This is a genomic window from Microbacterium sp. MYb45 (genome assembly GCF_002979655.1).
GTDB lineage: Bacteria > Actinomycetota > Actinomycetes > Actinomycetales > Microbacteriaceae > Microbacterium.
In genome coordinates this window covers 421,765-439,760 of sequence record NZ_PCPG01000001.1, presented here as the reverse complement: position 1 = coordinate 439,760, position 17,996 = coordinate 421,765, and the positions used below count along the sequence as shown (strand labels likewise).

The 17,996-nt window shown below is 68.3% G+C and carries 15 protein-coding genes; 3 read left to right on the top strand and 12 right to left on the bottom strand.

The window, feature by feature from the left end:
* Positions 1-54 precede the first annotated feature (54 nt).
* The 5 genes from CQ034_RS02055 to truB all read right to left on the bottom strand — a co-directional run bounded on the left by CQ034_RS02055 (position 55) and on the right by truB (position 5,137).
* The gene (locus CQ034_RS02055) at positions 55-2,199 is read right to left on the bottom strand and encodes a DEAD/DEAH box helicase (RefSeq protein ID WP_105709762.1); all 2,145 of its coding nucleotides are present in this window, start codon (positions 2,197-2,199) and stop codon (positions 55-57) included.
* A gap of 234 nt (positions 2,200-2,433) precedes the next feature.
* Positions 2,434-3,387, bottom strand: a complete 954-nt coding sequence (locus tag CQ034_RS02050; RefSeq protein WP_105709761.1) for a bifunctional riboflavin kinase/FAD synthetase — start codon at positions 3,385-3,387, stop codon at positions 2,434-2,436.
* Complete coding sequence (locus CQ034_RS02045; protein WP_258133965.1) at positions 3,384-3,821, bottom strand: hypothetical protein; 438 nt, start codon at positions 3,819-3,821, stop codon at positions 3,384-3,386. Before CQ034_RS02045 ends, CQ034_RS02050 begins: the two co-directional genes overlap by 4 nt.
* A 57-nt stretch (positions 3,822-3,878) precedes the next feature.
* A complete protein-coding gene (locus CQ034_RS02040; protein WP_105709759.1) occupies positions 3,879-4,247 on the bottom strand; it encodes a hypothetical protein in 369 nt (122 codons plus the stop codon).
* On the bottom strand, positions 4,244-5,137 hold the full coding sequence (gene truB / locus CQ034_RS02035) for a tRNA pseudouridine(55) synthase TruB (RefSeq protein ID WP_105709758.1): 894 nt from the start codon (positions 5,135-5,137) through the stop codon (positions 4,244-4,246). The genes CQ034_RS02040 and truB overlap by 4 nt, the downstream gene beginning before the upstream one ends.
* A 108-nt stretch (positions 5,138-5,245) precedes the next feature.
* Between truB and CQ034_RS02030 the strand changes: the two genes are divergently transcribed.
* Positions 5,246-6,142, top strand: coding sequence for an A/G-specific adenine glycosylase (locus tag CQ034_RS02030; RefSeq protein WP_105709757.1), 897 nt, complete (start codon positions 5,246-5,248; stop codon positions 6,140-6,142).
* A 5-nt stretch (positions 6,143-6,147) separates the two neighbouring features.
* Here CQ034_RS02030 and CQ034_RS02025 read toward each other — a convergent pair whose 3' ends face one another.
* The 5 genes from CQ034_RS02025 to nusA form a co-directional block, all read right to left on the bottom strand.
* Complete coding sequence (locus tag CQ034_RS02025) at positions 6,148-8,271, bottom strand: response regulator transcription factor (protein WP_219860753.1); 2,124 nt, start codon at positions 8,269-8,271, stop codon at positions 6,148-6,150.
* Positions 8,272-8,385: 114 nt separating this feature from the next.
* A complete protein-coding gene (rbfA, locus tag CQ034_RS02020; RefSeq protein WP_105709755.1) occupies positions 8,386-8,811 on the bottom strand; it encodes a 30S ribosome-binding factor RbfA in 426 nt (141 codons plus the stop codon).
* A gap of 94 nt (positions 8,812-8,905) precedes the next feature.
* A complete protein-coding gene (infB, locus tag CQ034_RS02015) occupies positions 8,906-11,656 on the bottom strand; it encodes a translation initiation factor IF-2 (protein WP_105709754.1) in 2,751 nt (916 codons plus the stop codon).
* Between the two features lie 94 nt (positions 11,657-11,750).
* Complete coding sequence (locus CQ034_RS02010) at positions 11,751-12,005, bottom strand: YlxR family protein (protein WP_105709753.1); 255 nt, start codon at positions 12,003-12,005, stop codon at positions 11,751-11,753.
* 62 nt (positions 12,006-12,067) lie between these two features.
* Positions 12,068-13,051: a transcription termination factor NusA gene (gene nusA / locus CQ034_RS02005; protein ID WP_029263669.1), complete on the bottom strand. Its 984-nt coding sequence runs from the start codon at positions 13,049-13,051 to the stop codon at positions 12,068-12,070.
* A 127-nt stretch (positions 13,052-13,178) separates the two neighbouring features.
* Between nusA and CQ034_RS02000 the strand changes: the two genes are divergently transcribed.
* Positions 13,179-14,534 (top strand): FAD-dependent oxidoreductase, encoded by a 1,356-nt coding sequence (locus CQ034_RS02000; protein ID WP_105709752.1) that lies wholly within the window; start codon positions 13,179-13,181, stop codon positions 14,532-14,534.
* On the opposite strand, the gene CQ034_RS01995 is transcribed toward CQ034_RS02000, so the two are convergent.
* Positions 14,503-15,543: a TIGR00730 family Rossman fold protein gene (locus tag CQ034_RS01995; protein WP_105710329.1), complete on the bottom strand. Its 1,041-nt coding sequence runs from the start codon at positions 15,541-15,543 to the stop codon at positions 14,503-14,505. The two genes, CQ034_RS02000 and CQ034_RS01995, sit on opposite strands and share 32 nt — an antisense overlap.
* Before the next feature lie 143 nt (positions 15,544-15,686).
* Here CQ034_RS01995 and CQ034_RS01990 point away from each other — a divergent pair, with 143 nt between their 5' ends.
* Positions 15,687-16,190 (top strand): pyridoxamine 5'-phosphate oxidase family protein, encoded by a 504-nt coding sequence (locus CQ034_RS01990; RefSeq protein ID WP_105709751.1) that lies wholly within the window; start codon positions 15,687-15,689, stop codon positions 16,188-16,190.
* Between the two features lie 18 nt (positions 16,191-16,208).
* On the opposite strand, the gene CQ034_RS01985 is transcribed toward CQ034_RS01990, so the two are convergent.
* Positions 16,209-17,966, bottom strand: coding sequence for a proline--tRNA ligase (locus CQ034_RS01985; protein ID WP_105709750.1), 1,758 nt, complete (start codon positions 17,964-17,966; stop codon positions 16,209-16,211).
* Between the last annotated feature and the right edge of the window lie 30 nt (positions 17,967-17,996).

Genomic DNA, 17,996 nt, shown 5'->3' with positions numbered 1-17,996 from the left:
GATCCCGAACGCCGAAGAGGCGAAACCGACGTTAAGAACCGGAGTTCTTCGCGCCTATGCCGCGCCCAGAGCCTGACGCAGCAGGTGCATCAACGCCGCCAGCTGCACCGGCTCTGCGGCCGACTCCTCGACGGCCTCACCGTCGAGCGCGCGTGCCGCGAGGCCCTGCTTCTGGTCGATCAGCTCAGCGATCTTGGTGTCGATCGTGTGCGCGGCGATGATCCGCCACGCCGTGACCGGCTCGTCCTGACCGATGCGGTGCACGCGGTCGATCGCCTGAGTCTGTTCGGCCGCCGTCCAGGACAGCTCTGCGAGGACGACGTTCGACGCCGCCTGCAGGTTCAGACCGACGCCGGCCGCGGTGAGCGAGCAGACCGCGATCCCCACGGAAGGGTCGCTGTTGAAGTCGTCGATCGCCTGCTGGCGAGTCGTCGAGGTCTGGTCTCCGCGGATCGACACCGACCGGATGCCCACGGCGGCGAAGTGCGCCTCCGCACGGTCCATCACGTCGATGTGCTTCGCGAAGAAGACGACCTTGCCGACAGACCGCTGCAGCTGCGCTGCATAGTCCGCCGCGAGCTGCGCCTTGGCCTGGCCGATTCGGCGGACCATCGTGAAGACGTTGTCTCCTCCGGTGCCCGCGGCCTTCGACTCGTCGAGCTCGTTCTGGGCGACGAGGCGGACGATGTCCTCGTCGATCTCCCCGGGCGCCAGTCCACGGTCTCCGCGGGCCTCGATGATGCGACGGTACCGAGCCGCGAGCCGCTCGCCGAGTTCGCGTTCGGCCTGGCGGATGCTCCGTCCGAACTCGTCGTCGAGCTGCACCGGCAGGTCGGCGATCAGCTTGTCCGGCAGATCGGCGGCGACGTCCTTCTTCTTGCGTCGGACGATGCCCATCGAGATGACGGCGTCGCGTGCCTCGGGGTAGAACGCCTTGTCGGCCGGGGTGAACCCCGTGGCGTCGAGCTTCTCCATCAGCTCGGGGCCGGGCTTCTCGCCCGTAGTCCACCCCAGGAAGCGCCAGATCGCGTCGAAGTCCTCGACGTCGTTGATCAGCGGCGTGCCGGTGAGGGCGAGCATCAGGGGATCATGCCCCGGCGTGCGCTCACGCACCTGAGCAGCCAGCGAGAGGACGTTCTGGGAGCGCTGCGAAGAGAGGTTCTTGATGAAGTGCGCCTCGTCGACGACCATTCCGCGCAGACCGATCGAGGCCAGCCACGACATGTGCCGATCGAGGATCTCGTAGTTCACGATGAACACGTCGGCGAACGCGTCGATGTCGGTGCCGTCGCCCTGGATGACCGTGGCGCGGCGCTGCGGCGTCCACCGCTCGACCTCACGCGCCCAGTTCATCTTCACGACGTTGGGCACGACGACGAGCAGCGGGTACGCACCGGCCACCGAGGCGGCCAGCACCGACTGCGCCGTCTTGCCGAGGCCGGGCTCGTCTGCCAGGAGGAAGCTGCGGTGACCCGCCTTCACCGCCTCCAGGAACCGCGACTGATGCACCATGACCTCGAGGCCCTTGGGCGAGATGTGGTCGTACTCCGGCGCCGGCGGCAGATCCATCGACGCAGCGGATCCGCCGGCTCCGGTCTCGAACGCCTTGTACAGCGGGCCCATGAGCTCCCAGCCGTCGAGGCGGCGGCGCGGGGTCGCAGCCGGACGCGGCGTGAGATCCGGAGCGAGGAACGGGTTCGCCAGCTGCCGCGACTCGACCGAAGGAGGCGTGACCTGTCGCTCGGCGATCGCCGCGGGAACCGTGGAGATCTGAACGGGTGCGGCATCGGCGATGATCAGCTCCTCGGGAGCGAGCTCCGCTCCCGACTCGAGAAGCCAGTCGCGTCGCATGCGCTTGGCGACCGGCGACGTCGCCTGGTCGGCCTCGAGCAGCTGGATGAGCGACGTGTCGCGCGCGGCCGTCTTGGCGAGGATGGTGGCCACACCGTCGAGGCGCTTCAGCAGCTCAGCGCGTGCCGGGTCACCGATCTCGGAGTCCGCCTTCACTCTGGCGCGCTCCTCGCGCACCAGGAACGCGATCACCTGGAACTTCACCCGGTTCGTCGGGCCAAGCTTCCCGCGCTGCGACTTCGCCTCGATCTCGCGCACCTTGCGCGCGAGGATCGGGATGAGGGGTGCCTCATCGTCGCGACGGGACGTCTTCTTGCGCCGCGTGGCGGCGGTTGCCGTAGTCGGCATGCTCCTCCTGAGCGTGAAGGCTCCGGCTTCCCCATGAAGCCCTGAACCGTTCTCGTTGTCCGCGTGTGGCGTGAGCCAGGACCGTACGAACAGTGGGTCGTCTTCCCGTCGAAGCACGCGAGAAGCGTGAGAATCGGCGGGAGCCGACTCCATTCTATGTCATCGGACGGTCGTCCTGCAGATCGCCCACGCCGAGTCGTCGGACGACGACCGGGAAGTACCGTGGCAGGGCGATTATGCGGATGTGATGCCGAGAGCCCGAGCAGCGTCCGTGACGTCCGCACCCATCTGCTCCATCAGCTTCTCGATGCCCTCGAAGGCGACCATGCCCCGCAACCTCGCCACGAACTCGACCGTGACATCGTGTCCGTACAGGTCGAGTCCGGTCTCCCCCAGCACGTGCGCCTCGACCTGACGTACGAGCACGTCGTCGAAGGTCGGATTCGTGCCCACCGAGATCGCGGACGGATGACGGATGCCGGTGTCGTGGTCGACGAGCCACCCGGCGTACACCCCGTCGGCGGGGACGAAGGCGTCGACGATGGTCGAGAGGTTGGCTGTGGGGAACCCCAGCTCCCGCCCGCGCTTGAGGCCGTGGACGACCTCGCCGCGGACGTCGGGATAGCGCCCGAGCACCGTGGCGGCCGAAGCGACGTCCCCCTCCATCAGCAGCTCTCGGATCCAGCTGGACGAGACGCGGCGAGGGGAACCGGGAAGATACACATCGTCGACGACCTCGACGGAGAAGCCGTAGCGAGGGCCGAGTTCGCGTAGCAGCTCGGGCGTGCCCGCGCCTCGGTGCCCGAAGCGGAAGTCCTGACCGACCAGGACGGTCGACACCTGCAGCGCACCGACGAGGATGTCGACGACGAAGTCCTCCGCGCTGCGGGCGGCCATCTCCTCGTCGAATGTGAGCACGAGTGTCGCGTCGAGCCCGAGGCCGCCCAACAGCTCGAGCTTGCGCTCGACCGTGACGACGTTCTCGGGACAGCGATCCGGCCGGATGACTGCCAGCGGATTGCGGTCGAAGGTCACGGCGACCGCGCGGCTCCCGGTGGTGGCGGCGGCTTCCTTCAGCCGTTCGATGACCGCACGATGACCGGCGTGGACACCATCGAACTTGCCGATGGCGACGGCGCTCGGGCCGAATCCGCCGGGAACCTCCTCCGGGCTGCGGAAGACGATCACGCGTGCACCTCGGCCGGAATCGCGGCGTCCACGGGGCGGTGCGTGCGCAGCCACCAGATTCCGAACACCGGGAGGACCAGCGGGATGAACAGGTAACCGCGCCCGAACAGCGACCACACCGTCTCGTGCTGGAACAGCGCCGGCATCAGGATGCTCAGCAGTCCCACCACGAGGACACCGGTGAGCTCGAAGACGATCGCGACCCAGGCGACGGTGTACCACCCACGACGACGGGCCAGGACGAGCGCGAGTGTCGCGAGGATGTAGACGACCGCAGCGAGTGCGGAGAGGGAGTACGCCAGCGGTGCCTCGTCGAATCGGCGGACGATCTGCACGAAGCTGCGGCCTGTGGCGGCCAGCGCCATGACGGCGTAGACGATCACGAGGACGCGACCGATTCCGGTCATCCGAGTGGAGGGGGCGGTGGAGCTCATAGCGCATTCCATCCTAGAGCCGCGGGAGGGCACCGGACTCCGCCACGACCCCTCGCGTCACGCGATCTGGACGGTCCAGATGACCTGCATGCGCCACAGCATGATCGCGATCGCGAGCGCGGCCACACCCAGGATCACCGTGCTCCACCGGCTGCGCTCCATGAGCGCCCACAGTACGGCTCCGATGGGCAGGAGCACCGCCGACACCAGGTAGACCCAGTACTCGAGCAAGTCCCCCGTCGGCGGGTTGCCGGCGAGCGGTGCGACGATCGCGACGATCACCTGGACGACGAGCAGCACCTCCACGAGGGCGAGCGCCCCGACGCTGATGTCGCTCGGTCGCCGACCACTCAGTCCGGCGACGATGCAGAAGATCCCGGCAGCGACGGCGACTGCGATCTGCGCGATCGTGAGCCACAGGATCATCGGTCGCCCTCCGGCATGTTCATGGCGCTCTTCAGATCTGCGCCCCGCTTCTCGACGATGCCCACCAGAAGGCCGTCCGGGTCGATCGCGGCACCGAGAGCGTCTGCGAGGCGGGCGGCCTGCCCTCCCAGTCGCTTGCCGTGTCGGAGGTCCCGTGCTTCTTCCGCGGACATCTCCAGCACCGGAAGGATGCGCCCCGCCGCGTCGCCTGGAGTCAGCGTCGGCGCGCCTTCGAGCGCATCGAGACCGACGGCATCCGTCACTTCGAACGGCCCGACCCGCGTGCGCCGCAGCGCGGTGAGGTGTCCGCCGACACCGAGTGCGGCGCCGAGGTCACGGGCGAGCGACCGGATGTACGTGCCGGAAGAGCAGTCGACGATCACATCGAGATCGAGAAAACCGTCTTGCTGACGCCGTGCCGACACGTCGAAGCGAGACACGACGACGTCCCGCGCGGCGAGCACGACCTCTTCGCCGGCACGCACACGATCGTATGCACGTCGTCCGTCGACCTTGATGGCGGACACCGAGCTGGGAACCTGGGAGATCTCTCCGGTCAACGCCAGGATGCCCTCGTCGACCGCGGCATCCGTGACCGCGCTCCATGCCTCGGGTTCGGCGGTCATGAGGATCTCGCCCTCGGCGTCGTCCGTCCCGGTGGTCTGTCCGAGACGGATCGTCGCCTCGTAGGTCTTGTCCGCGCCGACGATGTAGGTCAGCAGCCGGGTGGCACCTTCGATGCCGATGACGAGGAGTCCGGTCGCCATCGGATCGAGTGTCCCCGCATGGCCGACCTTCCGCGTCCCGAACGCGCGCCGCGTGCGGGCGACCACGTCGTGGCTGGTCAGCCCAGCGGGCTTGTCGACGAGAAGGATGCCGGGCGAGACCATCCCCTCAGCCTACCGACGACGCGCGCGCCCCCGGTCCGAGGCAGCCCCCGGTGCCGCACCGTGAATCGCCGGACCGACCACGGGTCACGGCTCACGTACGCTGGAGGGATGCCCGGACCGCAGGCCCCTTCCGATGTCGTATCGCGCCTGCCGACGTGGTATCGATCGACCGCTCGAGACCTGCCGTGGCGCCGAGCGGAGTTCCATGACGAGTTCGGCGCGTGGGGCGTCCTGGTCAGCGAATTCATGCTTCAGCAGACTCCGGTCTCCCGAGTCGTCCCGCACCTCGAGGCGTGGCTCGCGCGCTGGCCCACACCCGCGGCGATGGCCTCTGCCTCGGCCGCGGAAGTCGTGCACCAGTGGGCCAATCTCGGATACCCGCGTCGCGCGCTCTGGTTGTTCCGGGCGGCTGTCGAGATCACCGAGCGGCACGGCGGGATCGTGCCGCGCGACGTCGAGGCCCTGCTCGCCCTGTCCGGCATCGGCGACTATACGGCCCGCGCGGTCGCGGTCTTCGCTTACGGCGACCGTCACCCGGTCGTCGACACGAACACTCGGCGCGTCCTGGCCAGGGCTGTTCAGGGGCGGGCCCAGCCGGCACCGCCCTCGCGGCGCGACCTGGAGCTGATGGACTCCCTCCTGCCCGACTCACTGGCCGACGCCGCGGAGTTCAACGCCGCCATGATGGAGCTCGGCGCGACCGTGTGCACGTCGCGGGCACCGCGATGCGAGCAGTGCCCCCTGGCCAACAGCTGCGCGTGGCTGGCAGCCGGCAGGCCGGACACCGGGGATGAACGCCGTCGCCAGGCCACCTACGAAGGCTCGGATCGACAGGCACGCGGTGCCGTGCTGCGGCTGCTGCGCGATCGGTCCCCGGAGGCGGTGCCGCTCGACCTCGTGCTCCCGGAGTGGCCGGATCCCCGTCAGCGCGACCGGGCGATCGACTCGCTCATCGCCGACGGTCTCGCCGAAGCCGACGGGATGGCCCTCTCGCTGCCGCGCTGACGAGCTCAGAGGTGATGGTCGGTGCGATGTGCCAGCACCGTCAGCTCGACCCGACTGCGGACATCGAGTTTCGCGAAGACCCGGCCGAGGTGGACCTCCACCGTACGGACCGAGAAATTGAGCATCTCGGCGATGTCACGGTTCGCCGCCCCGCCGACGGCGTACATCGCGACTTCCAGCTCGCGCGCGGTCAGCTGCAGCGACCATGCGGCTCGACACGCCGCCAGCGGATCGACGGTGGGAACGATGCTCCCCTCCTTGGCATCGAGCCTGTCCAGCCGTCCGCGGATCGTGCGCGCCCATGCCGTCGCACCGCACAGCTCGAACAACCTCTCGGCGTGCTCCAGGTGGATACGAGCCGAGGGATGATCGTCGCGGATGGCGTACTGGGTGCCGAGCATCGTCTCCACCCTCGCCCGCGCGAACGGGGAGCGGAGCGTCCGCGCCTCCTCGCGCACTTCGACGCACTCGGAACGCCAGCGACCATCCCCAGCCGTCGCCAGCCGGACGCGCAGACTCTGCGCGAGGGCGATCTCCGGCGGCTCGATGGACGGCGCGGGGGTCGAGCGTCCGTCCGGATCGAGCGCCAGCTCGTCGAGCGCGGGAACCGTCATGGTGGTCCGCGCCGATCCGAGATCGGCCCAGAGACGGATGGTGGCTGCAGCGTCGTCGAATGAACCGGCGAGAAACGACTGGATGCCGCGGTCGACGAGACGGTCGATCCTCGCGCCCGCCGGCAGCCCTTCGGTGAGCGATCGGGCGTACGGTCCGAGTTCACCGAGCACGGCGAGGTCGAGACGTCTGGCCAGCACCACGCCCAACCCGGCGAGTGGCAATGACACCGGCAGCACGAGTGCGGCCTGGATCAACCGGTCGCGCGCGAGGCCGATGTCGCCACGCCACACCAGCAACAGAACCTCGACGACCGCGCGATACGCCTGGACGACGGGGCTGTGCTCGAATCCCGGAACGAACGGATCCGCGTCGGCGGGCATCCCCGATCCGCCGCTCGCGAGCACGCGCAGCCCCAGGTCAACGTCCCCGCCCATCGCGGCCTGCAGCGCGCGCAGCATTCCTCCCGTCACCGGCCCGGAGCCTACGGTCGCGCCGATGTCGCGTTCACCCGCGATCAGCCAGCTCAGCGCGACGACGGGGTCCCTGAGTTCGTGCTCGGCACCGATCCGCGTGGCGCCTTCCCGGACGGCGTCGAGCCAGACACGCATCCCGCGCCGATCGCCCCGTTCCGCGCACAACACCGCAGCCAGAGCAGCCGCCCTCGTCCAGTGGCACCAGTCGTCGGAGTCGTCCGTGCACGGGCGCAGCACTCGCGGGTCGACCTCCGGCACCGAGCCCTGCTCGAATGCCTGCGCGACGAACAGACCGCCGAGGGCCTGGAGCCGCCGACGCTCCGCCCCGTGCGGGTACAGACCGCCGAACCACGCGACCGCCTCCGCAGCGAAGCCGGCGCCGACGGCCGAAGCGCCCGCCACGAGATGCGCTTCTTCGCGGGCTCCGCCGACAGCATGTTCCGCCGCCTCTCTCGCGAGCAGCAGCGCGCGTTCCGGGTGGCCGGCCTCACTGAGCTGTCGCGCGATGACCGTCAGCTCGACCGCGGTCTCGGGAGCCGCCTCGAGGGACGCGCGAGCGCGGTGCCAACCCTCGCTCACCCGGTCACCCCGACGGCGGAAGATCGCGCTCAGCCGCTCGTGGACACCGGCGATGGCTGCGGTGCCGGTGGTGGCTCTGATCCAGATGGAGAGACGGGGATCGGCGAAGCGCGAGTGGCCGGCATGCACCCGGATGTGCTCCCCCACCGGAGCTGCGGCGATCGCGGCCGCCGACCTGCCGTCGAACTCGAGGAGGGCGTCGAGTCCACCGTCCAGGCAGACGGAGAGCGCCGTCAGCAGCTCGCGATCCCTGTCATCGAACTGCGTGGCGTCGAATCTCCGCACGATCGAGGGCACGAGCGGGAGCGGGCTGGGCAGCGGGAGCCGACCGTGGCGTTGGTCCGCTGACAGGCGCTCGGCGACTTCGCGGATCGTCGGAGAATCCGCGTCCAGCTCGGCAGCGAGACGGGCGAGCACGTGCGGCACACAGCCGAGGTCGAGCTCCAGGAGCTCGTCCAGCAACACGCCCAACGCGGCGGGCGCGACGAAGAGAGCCCCCTGCGTACCCGTACCCTCGATGCCGTTCCCCCAGCTTCACGGAAGCGTTCCCGCGAAGCCGAGCGTATCAAACGGCGATCACTCCGGGTCGTCCTCCGTGCGGTACGGATCGGCGTCGCCGGCGTGAGATGCGGAAGACGCGAGTTTCGCGACGTCGGCATCGCGCTGCTGTGCCTCGCGGAGCAGCGCACCGATATGGTCCGCGTTCTCCGGGAGGGCATCCGGGATGAACTCGAGCGTGGGCACCAGACGGGTGCTCAGCTGCCGCCCGACCTCGCTGCGCAGCATGCCGGTCGCCGAAGTGAGCGCGGCACCGCTGGCGATGCGCTCTTCTTCCGTGCCCAGCACCGTGTAGAACACCGATGCGTGCTGAAGGTCACCGGTCACACGGACGTCGGTGATGGTGACGAAGCCGAGGCGCGGATCGCGCAGCCCCTTCTCCAGCCGCTCGGCGAGGATCACGCGGATACGATCCGCGAGTCGGGCCTGTCGTTCGCCTGCCATTGTTCTCTCCCTGTCCAGGAACCCTCAGGGCGTCCTCCTCTCCGCGCTCCGGAGGAGCGGGAGCGAAGGACGCCCGAAGGTGTTTCGAAATTGATCAGCCGCGAGGCTTCTCGATGAGCTCGGTCGTCTCGATCTCGTCGCCGATCTGGATGTCGTTGTACTTTCCGAGACCGATACCGGCCTCGTAGTCGGTACGGACCTCGGTGACGTCATCCTTGAAGCGACGCAGCGACTCGATGGCGAGACCATCGGCCAGCACGACGCCGTCGCGGATGACACGAGCCTTGGCGTTTCGCGTGATCGTTCCCGATCGCACGATGACACCGGCGATGTTGCCGAACTTCGAGGAGCGGAACACCTCGCGGATCTCGGCGACACCCGACTGGACCTCTTCGTACTCCGGCTTGAGCATGCCCTTGAGCGAGCTCTCGATCTCGTCGATCGCGTTGTAGATGACGGAGTAGAAACGGATGTCCACGCCTTCACGGGCGGCGCGCTCGCGCGCCTTCGTGTCGGGGCGGACGTTGAAGCCCACGATGATCGCGTTGTCGATCGTCGCCAGGTTCACGTCGGACTCGGTGATCGCACCGACGCCGCGGTGGATGATGCGCAGCTGCACCGAGTCGTCGACCTCGATCTTGAGGAGCGACTCCTCCAGCGCCTCGACGGCACCGGAGACGTCACCCTTGATGATGAGGTTGAGCGACTCGACCTTGCCGTCTTCGAGAGCACGGGTGAAGTCTTCGAGCGAGATGCGCTTGCGGGCCTTGGCCAGCTGGGCGTTGCGCTCGACTGCTTCACGCTTCTCAGCGATCTGGCGGGCCATGCGGTCTTCCTCGGTGACGATGAAGACGTCACCGGCACGCGGCACGGAGTTCAGACCCTGCACCTGCACCGGACGCGACGGGTAGGCCTCGAGGACCTGCTCGCCGTTCTCGTCGGCCATGGCACGCACGCGACCGTAGGCCGTTCCGGCGACGATGGCGTCACCGATCCGGAGCGTTCCGGACTGGATCAGCACGGTGGCGACAGAACCGCGACCCTTGTCGAGCTTCGCCTCGATCGCGACACCGCGGGCACCCTTGTTCGGGTTGGCGGTCAGATCGAGACCTGCGTCGGCAGTGAGCAGCACGGCGTCCAGGAGCTCCTGGATACCCGTGTTGGCGCGAGCGGAGACGTCGACGAACATGACGTCGCCACCGAACTCCTCGGCGACCAGGCCGTACTCGGTGAGCTGCTGACGCACCTTCGACGGGTTCGCGTCGGGCTTGTCCACCTTGTTCACCGCGACCACGATCGGCACGTTCGCCGCCTGCGCGTGGTTCAGCGCCTCGACCGTCTGCGGCATGATGCCGTCGTCGGCTGCGACCACGAGGATCGCGAGGTCGGTGACCTGCGCACCACGGGCACGCATGGCGGTGAACGCCTCGTGACCCGGGGTGTCGATGAACGTGATGGCCCGCTCGATGCCCTCGTGCTCGGTCCAGACCTGGTACGCACCGATGTGCTGGGTGATGCCACCGGCTTCACCCTCGATGACGTTCGTCTGACGGATCGCGTCGAGCAGTCGCGTCTTACCGTGGTCGACGTGACCCATGACGGTCACGACTGGAGGACGGATCTCGAGGTCGTCTTCGCTCTCCGCCTCCAGCTCGGCCTCGAGGTCGAGACCGAAGCCCTCGAGGAGCTCCTTGTCCTCGTCCTCGGGCGAGACCATCTGGATCTTGTAGCCGAGCTCGGCGCCCAGGACCTCGAACGTCGCCTCATCGAGGGACTCGGTGGCCGTGGCCATCTCGCCCAGGTTGAAGAGGATGGTGACGAGGGTTCCGGGCTGGACCGTGTAGCCGGTCAGCGTCTCGATCTTGTCGGCGAAGTCCGCGATGGATGCGCCGCGGCGCATGCGGATGACCTCTCCGTTGCCGCGGGTGACGTTGACGCCACCGACGACCGGAGCACTCCGCATCTCGAACTCTTGCCGCTTCGCCCGCCGCGACTTGCGCTGCTTGCTCTTGCCGCCACCCTTGCCGAAGGCACCTGCGGTACCACCGCCGGGACCACGGCCACGACCGCCACCGCCACCGGGACGACCGGCGAAACCGCCGCCACCGCCGGGACGTGCACCAGGACCACCGGCACCGCCGGGTCCACCGGCACCGCCGGGACGACCGGGGCCGCCGGGACGCTGCTGGAACGGAGCGCCGGGACGACCGCCACCACCGCTACGGGGCGCACCGGGACGAGGCGAACCGGGACGCGGAGCACCCGGACGGGGTGCACCGGGGCGCGGAGCCTGCGGACGCGGGATGTTGCCCGGCGTCGGGCGCTGGCCCATGCCCTGGGCGGATGCGAAGGGGTTGTTACCCGGGCGGGGTCCGGCCGGGCGCTGACCCATCCCCTGCGCGGAGGAGAACGGGTTGTTGCCGGGACGCGGAGCGCCAGGAGTCGGTGCACCGCCCTCTGCAGGCTTGGGTGCGTCCGCTGCCGCTGCTGCAGGTGCCTCTGCCACGGGGGCAGGCGCCGGTACAGCGGGCGCGGGCGCCTCGGGGGCCGGAGCCTCCGGGGCAGGCTTGGGACCGGGCTTCGGGCCCGGGGTGGGTCCGGGCTTGGCGCCCGGCTTCGCTGCCGACTTGGCGGCAGCCGGCTTGGACGCGGGAGCAGCTTCAGCCGCACCCTTGAGCGACCCGTCGGCCTCGATCGCCGCGCGCAGCTTGCGCGCCACCGGCGGTTCGATGGTCGAAGAGGGGCTCTTCACGAACTCGCCGAGTTCTTTGAGCTTTGCAAGAGCGACCTTGCTGTCGACGCCGAGTTCGGCGGCGATCTCATGTACGCGTGGTTTACCAGCCACAATTCTCCTGTCTGAGTCGGTCCACCCAGACAGGGCAGACCACTAGTCGCGGACGGGTCTCATTTCGAGCCGTTCACTTTGTTTCCATAGCTGTTCAGCCTTTGTTTCTTGGTGGGTGCTGTTCGAAGATCCGCGTGTCCAGCTCAGTGGATACGCGCAGTGCTCGTCCGAATGCGCGGCGCCGCAGAGCGGCATCCATGCATTCCCGAGTCGGATGGACCCACGCGCCGCGCCCCGGCAGGACAGCACGGTCATCGGGGATGAGGGTGTCGTTCTGGGCCACCACCCTGAGCAGGGCGGTGCGGGGAGCACGCGTGCGACAACCGACGCACGTTCGTACGGGTTCCATCTTACACCTGCGTTTCACCCCGCCTCGCCCGCACGCCGGGCGAGGCGGAAGGCCGGAGCCGGTCAGTCGAGGACGCTGTCCGGCTGGATGTCGATCTTCGCACCCGTGAGCTTGGCGGCCAGACGCGCGTTCTGACCCTCCTTGCCGATCGCGAGTGACAGCTGGTAGTCGGGCACCAGCGCGCGGACGGCTTTGGTGCTCGCGTCGAGCACGAAGGCGCTCGTGACCTTCGCCGGCGAGAGCGCGTGCGCCACGAACGTGGGCAGATCGGCGTCGTAGTCGACGATGTCGATCTTCTCCCCCGCGAGCTCCTCCGTCACGGCGCGCACGCGGCGTCCGAGCTCGCCGATGCAGGCGCCCTTCGCGTTGATCGACGGGTCGTTCGCCTTGACCGCGATCTTCGTGCGGTGCCCGGCCTCGCGAGCCAGGGCCACGATCTCGACGAGACCGGCGGCGATCTCCGGCACCTCGAGCGCGAAGAGCTTGCGGACGAGCCCCGGGTGGGTGCGGGACACCGTGATCTGCGGTCCCTTGAGACCCTTGGCGACGCTGGTGACGTACACGCGCAGGCGTGATCCGTGGGTGTACTCCTCACCGGGCACCTGCTCCTCGGGGGGCAGGATCGCCTCGACGGCACCGAGGTCGACGTGGATCATGCGCGGGTTCGGACCCTGCTGGATCACGCCGGCGACGATGTCGCCCTCTTTGTCCTTGAAGTCTCCGAGCACCACGTCGTCCGCGATGTCACGCAGACGCTGGCTGATGACCTGCTTGGCGGCGAAGGCCGCGATGCGACCGAAGTCGTCGGGGGTCGCATCCTCTTCGCCGATGATGGCATCTTCCTCGTCGCGGACGACCTGCAGGATCGCGACGTGCCCGGTCTTGCGGTCCAGGTGCACGCGGACGCCTTCGGGCGTCACACCGTCGTCGGAGACGTGCTTGGAGTATGCGGTCAGGATCGCCTGCTCGATGATCGCGACGAGTTCGTCGAAGGGGATCGCCTTCTCCTTCTCGATCCCTCGCAGAAGACTCAGTTCGATGTCCATGACGGCCTCTCTATTCAGCTCTCGTCGCGCCTGTTCGCACGCGCGACATCCGTACCACGATACCCTGTGCCAACCGGCCCCTGCCACGACGGCAGCAGTTTTCCGCGCCGGAAGTCGAGGAGGACAGATGGGATCGTTCGACACCATCGTGATCGGTGCGGGGATATCGGGTGTCACCGCCGCCCGGATGCTCGCCGATGCCGGGCATCGGGTCGTGGTCCTCGAAGGACGCGATCGCATCGGTGGCCGGATGCACACCGACCGGGAAGCGGGGTTTCCCGTGGATCGCGGCGCCTCGTGGATCCATGGGATCGACGGTTCGCCGCTGTGGGATCTCGTCCAGGCGCTTCGGATTCCGACCATCGAGTACACGGTGGGCAGTTTCCAGGTCGGCGGGCGGCCCATCGAGAACTTCGACGGAGACGGAAGACCCATGGGCTCCGATGCCACCGCTCGATGGATCGACGACGTCGACGCGGTCGATCGCCTTCTCGTCGACGAGATCGCCACCTCCTCCCCCGGCGACACATATCTGGATGTGACGGAGCGCGCGCTCGATCGTTCCGGCCTCACCCCTGAGCGCATCGACGACATCCGCGAGTTCTTCCGCCACCGGGTCGAGGAGCAGTGCGGGGCCTGGATCGGAGACCTCGACGCGCACGGCCTCGACGAGGACGCGATAGACGGTGACGAGGTGATCTTCCCGCACGGCTACGACGAGGTTCCTCGACGCATCGGCGCGGGCCTCGACATCCGCTTCGAGACGACGGCGACGAAGATCGTCCGCTCCACCGGAGGGGTGACCGTCCATGCCGGCGACACGGCATTCACGGCGGATCAGGTCGTCGTGACGGTTCCGTTGGGCGCGCTCAAGGCAGGGTCGATCGAGTTCGAGCCGGCGCTGCCGGAGGCCGTGGCCGGTCCTCTCTCACGTCTCGGGATGGGGATCTTCAACAAGGTGTTCATCCAGTTCGACCAGCGGTTCTGGAACGAGGACAGCTATGTGCTGCGAGCGCTCGGCGAGGCCGGCGAACACTGGCATTCCTGGTACGACGTCTCCGCCGTCAGCGGGCTGCCCACCCTGCTGACCTTCGCCGCCGGACCGTTCGGACGGCGAATGCAGGAGCTCCCCGACGAGGAGGTGGTCGCCGACGTCGTGCGCGCGCTCCGCGCCCTCTATGGAGACGCGGTCGGCGAGCCCCGGGCGCACTGGGTCACGCACTGGGGCGACGACGAGTTCTCGAACGGCTCATACTCGTACCTCGCCCTCGGGTCCACGCACCACGACCACGACGACCTGGCCGGCCCCGTCGACGGAGTCCTGCACTTCGCGGGTGAGGCCACCTGGGGTGACGAACCGGCGACCGTCGGGGCCGCCTACTACTCGGGGCGCCGAGCCGCGGAACGGGTGCTGGGCCGGACAGTCGACCTCGACGGGTTCGCGGCCCGCATCATCGAGCGGGAGCAGAAGGAAGCGCGTTGATCGCGCCGATCAGTCGGAACAGATTCCCGACCTGACGCTGATCGAGATGGAGGATCAGCCGCGGCAGCTCCAGCTGGTCGTCGTCGACGATCTCGGGTTGCCGTGGCGCGGTCCGCTCGATCCGTCCGGAGGAGAGCATCGAGGCGAACTGTTCGTTCAGCGCGTCGAGCTCTTCATCCGTCGGCTCGGCGCGCAGACGGAGCACGAGCGCGTCGCCGACCCAGCGCAGTGAGTCGTAGTTGTGCCAGAACCCGGTGATCTCCGCCCGAGCGGCCTCCACGGAATCGGTGATCACCACCCGATCGAAGTCGCCTTCCGAGATGACTCCGGTCGGTGCGAGGTGGTCGTCGATGAAGCTGCGAAGACCCTGCCAGAACGTCCCACCCGGCTGGTCCAGGAGCACGATCGGCGTCGGCTCCGCCTTGCCGGTCTGCTGCAGGGTGAGCAGCTCGAACATCTCGTCCAGGGTGCCGAATCCTCCGGGGAGGCAGATGAAGCCGAGCGATTCCTTGATGAGCATCAGCTTGCGAGTGAAGAAGTACTTCATCGCGACGACCTGATCGTTGTCGGTGAGGAGGCCCTGCGCCTTCTCCTCGAACGGCAGCCGGATCGACACGCCGAGCGAGAGCGCCGGCCCCGCACCCTCGGAGGCCGCCTGCATGATGCCGGGCCCCGCGCCCGTGACGACCATCCAGCCGTCGCCCGCCAGCGCCGCGGCGACGTCGCGCGCGGTGAGGTACAGCGGATCGTCCTGCCTGGTGCGGGCCGACCCGAAGACCGTCACCTTGGGGACTCCGCGGAACGGGGCGAACAGACGGAACGCGTCGCGCATCTCGGCCAGAGCCGCCGAGGCGATCTTCAGATCGAGGCGGTCGGCGCCGTCTTCGCCGAGCAGGATCGCGGTGCGCAGCATCCGCATCACCAGCCGTCGGTCGGCATGCACCCCGGCCTCATCGAGGACGGCGTTGATCTCGGAGCTGAGGGCTTCGGGCAGTGGTTCGTCGATCATGACACCAGCGTGGCACGCGGCGCGGAGACCGCGGCCCGCAACGCCGGGCATCGTGTCGACGTCCGACATCGCGGGCGTGAGCACTCCCTGACCGCGCTGTCAATGCCCGTGCCCTCCGCTCCCCCGCACGGCACTCTGACGACATGACCGAGATCACAGGAACCGAAGCCCTCGCCCGCGTCGCAGACCTCGTGGAAGACATCGACATCGCGATGCTCACCACCACGGACGACGACGGCAACCTCGTGAGCCGCCCGATGTCGACCCGACAGATGGATGAAGCGGGGAACATCTGGTTCTTCACGGCCGAGGACACCGAGAAGGTCGAGGAAGCACAGCGACACCACGACGTGGGCCTGGCCTACTGCGACGCCAAGGGCATGCGTTATGTATCCGTCGCCGGCACGGCCGAGGTCGTCCACGACCGGACCAAGATGGAGGAGCTCTACTCCACGTCGCTCGAGATCTGGTTCGCAGACGGACTGGAGACCCCGGGGATCACGCTCCTCAAGGTGACCCCGAAGGTGGTCGAGTTCTGGGAGCCGGCGAAGGGCAAGCTCGCGCTGGCTGCCGGCGCCCTGAAGTCGCTCGTCACCCGCGACACACCGGACGACGACATCATGAACCACGGCCACATCGTCTGCTGACGACGCGGCCGAGGTCTGTCAGGAAGCGGAGAGACGCCCCACGACGTCTTCCACAGAGACCGTGTCGCGGTCGCCGGTGCGGCGATCCCACAGCTCGACCTGACCGTCGGCCGCACCGCGTCCGACGATGACGATCTTCGGCACGCCGACGAGTTCGGCGTCACCGAACTTCACGCCGGGCGAGACCTTCGGGCGGTCGTCGTAGAGCACGTCGAGACCAGCGGCCTCGAGCTGTGTGGAGAGTCCCTCTGCCACCTCGAACGCGACCTGGTCCCGGCCGGCGGCGACGACCTGCACGTCGAACGGCGCGACGGAAGCGGGCCAGATCAGGCCCTTCTCGTCGTTGTTCAGCTCGGCGATGATCGCGAGGATGCGGGTCACGCCGATGCCGTACGAGCCCATCGTGACGGTGACGAGCTTGCCGTTCTCGTTCAAGACCTTGAGTCCCAGGGCCTCGGCGTACTTGCGGCCGAGCTGGAAGACGTGACCGATCTCCATGCCCCGGGCGAGCTCGACCGGGCCGGAGCCGTCGGGGGCGGGATCTCCCGCACGCACGTTCGCGATCTCCACGATCCCGTCGGCGGCGAAGTCGCGACCGGCGACGACGGAGTGCGCATGCTTCTCATCGATGTTCGCGCCGGTGATCCAGCTGGTGCCCTCGCTGACGCGCGGGTCGACCAGATAGCGGATGCCGGTGGCCGACTCCACGCCGAGCACGGCGCCGGTCGACGACCAGGGACCGATGTATCCCTTCACCAGAAGCGGATTGTTCTCGAAGTCATCCGCCGTGGCCGTCTCGACCGCGGCGGGCGCGAACGCCACCTCGGCGCGTTTCTCATCGACCTCGCGGTCGCCGGGGATGCCGACGATGACAAGCTCGCGAGTGCCGTCCAGGTGGGTCAGGGCGAGGACGACGTTCTTCAGCGTGTCGGCCGCCGTGAACTCCCCCTCGAGCTCGCGGTTGGCGTGCGCGACCAGCGTCTCGATCGTCGGCGTGTCCGGCGAGTCGAAGATCACCGGCGCCGCATCTTCGTCGAACGGGACGGCGTCGGGAACCGCGGTGGTGAAAGCCTCGACGTTCGCCGCATATCCGCCGGCGCTGCGCACGAAGGTGTCTTCGCCGACCGGGGTCGGGTGCAGGAACTCTTCGCTGCGGGAACCGCCCATCGCACCGGCATCCGCCTGCACGATGACGTACTCGAGGCCGAGCCTCTGGAAGATGCGCTCGTAGGCATCCCGCTGCGCCTGATAGCTGACGTTCAGACCCTCATCCGACGAATCGAACGAGTACGCGTCCTTCATCGTGAACTCACGGCCGCGGAGCAGGCCGGCGCGAGGACGAGCCTCGTCGCGGTACTTGTCCTGGATCTGGTAGATCGTGAGCGGTAGATCCTTGTACGACGAGTACAGGTCCTTCACGAGCAGCGTGAAAGCCTCTTCATGGGTCGGAGCGAGGAGGTAGTCGCCGCCCTTGCGGTCCTGCAGGCGGAAGAGCAGATCGCCGTACTCGTCCCAGCGGCCGCTGGCCTCGTAGGCTTCCCGCGGCATGAGTGCGGGGAAATGGACCTCCTGCGCGCCCGCGGCGGCCATCTCGTCGCGGATGACCGTCTCGATCTTCGCCTTGACGCGAAGCCCCAGCGGCAGCCACGCGAAGATGCCGGCGGCCTGCGGGCGGATGTATCCGGCCCGGATCAGCAGCCGGTGACTGGCGACCTCTGCGCCTGCAGGGTCTTCGCGGAGCGTACGGAGGAAGAAGTTCGAAAGACGAGTGACCACGGAGCAAGTCTAGTGAGCCGTGACCACTCG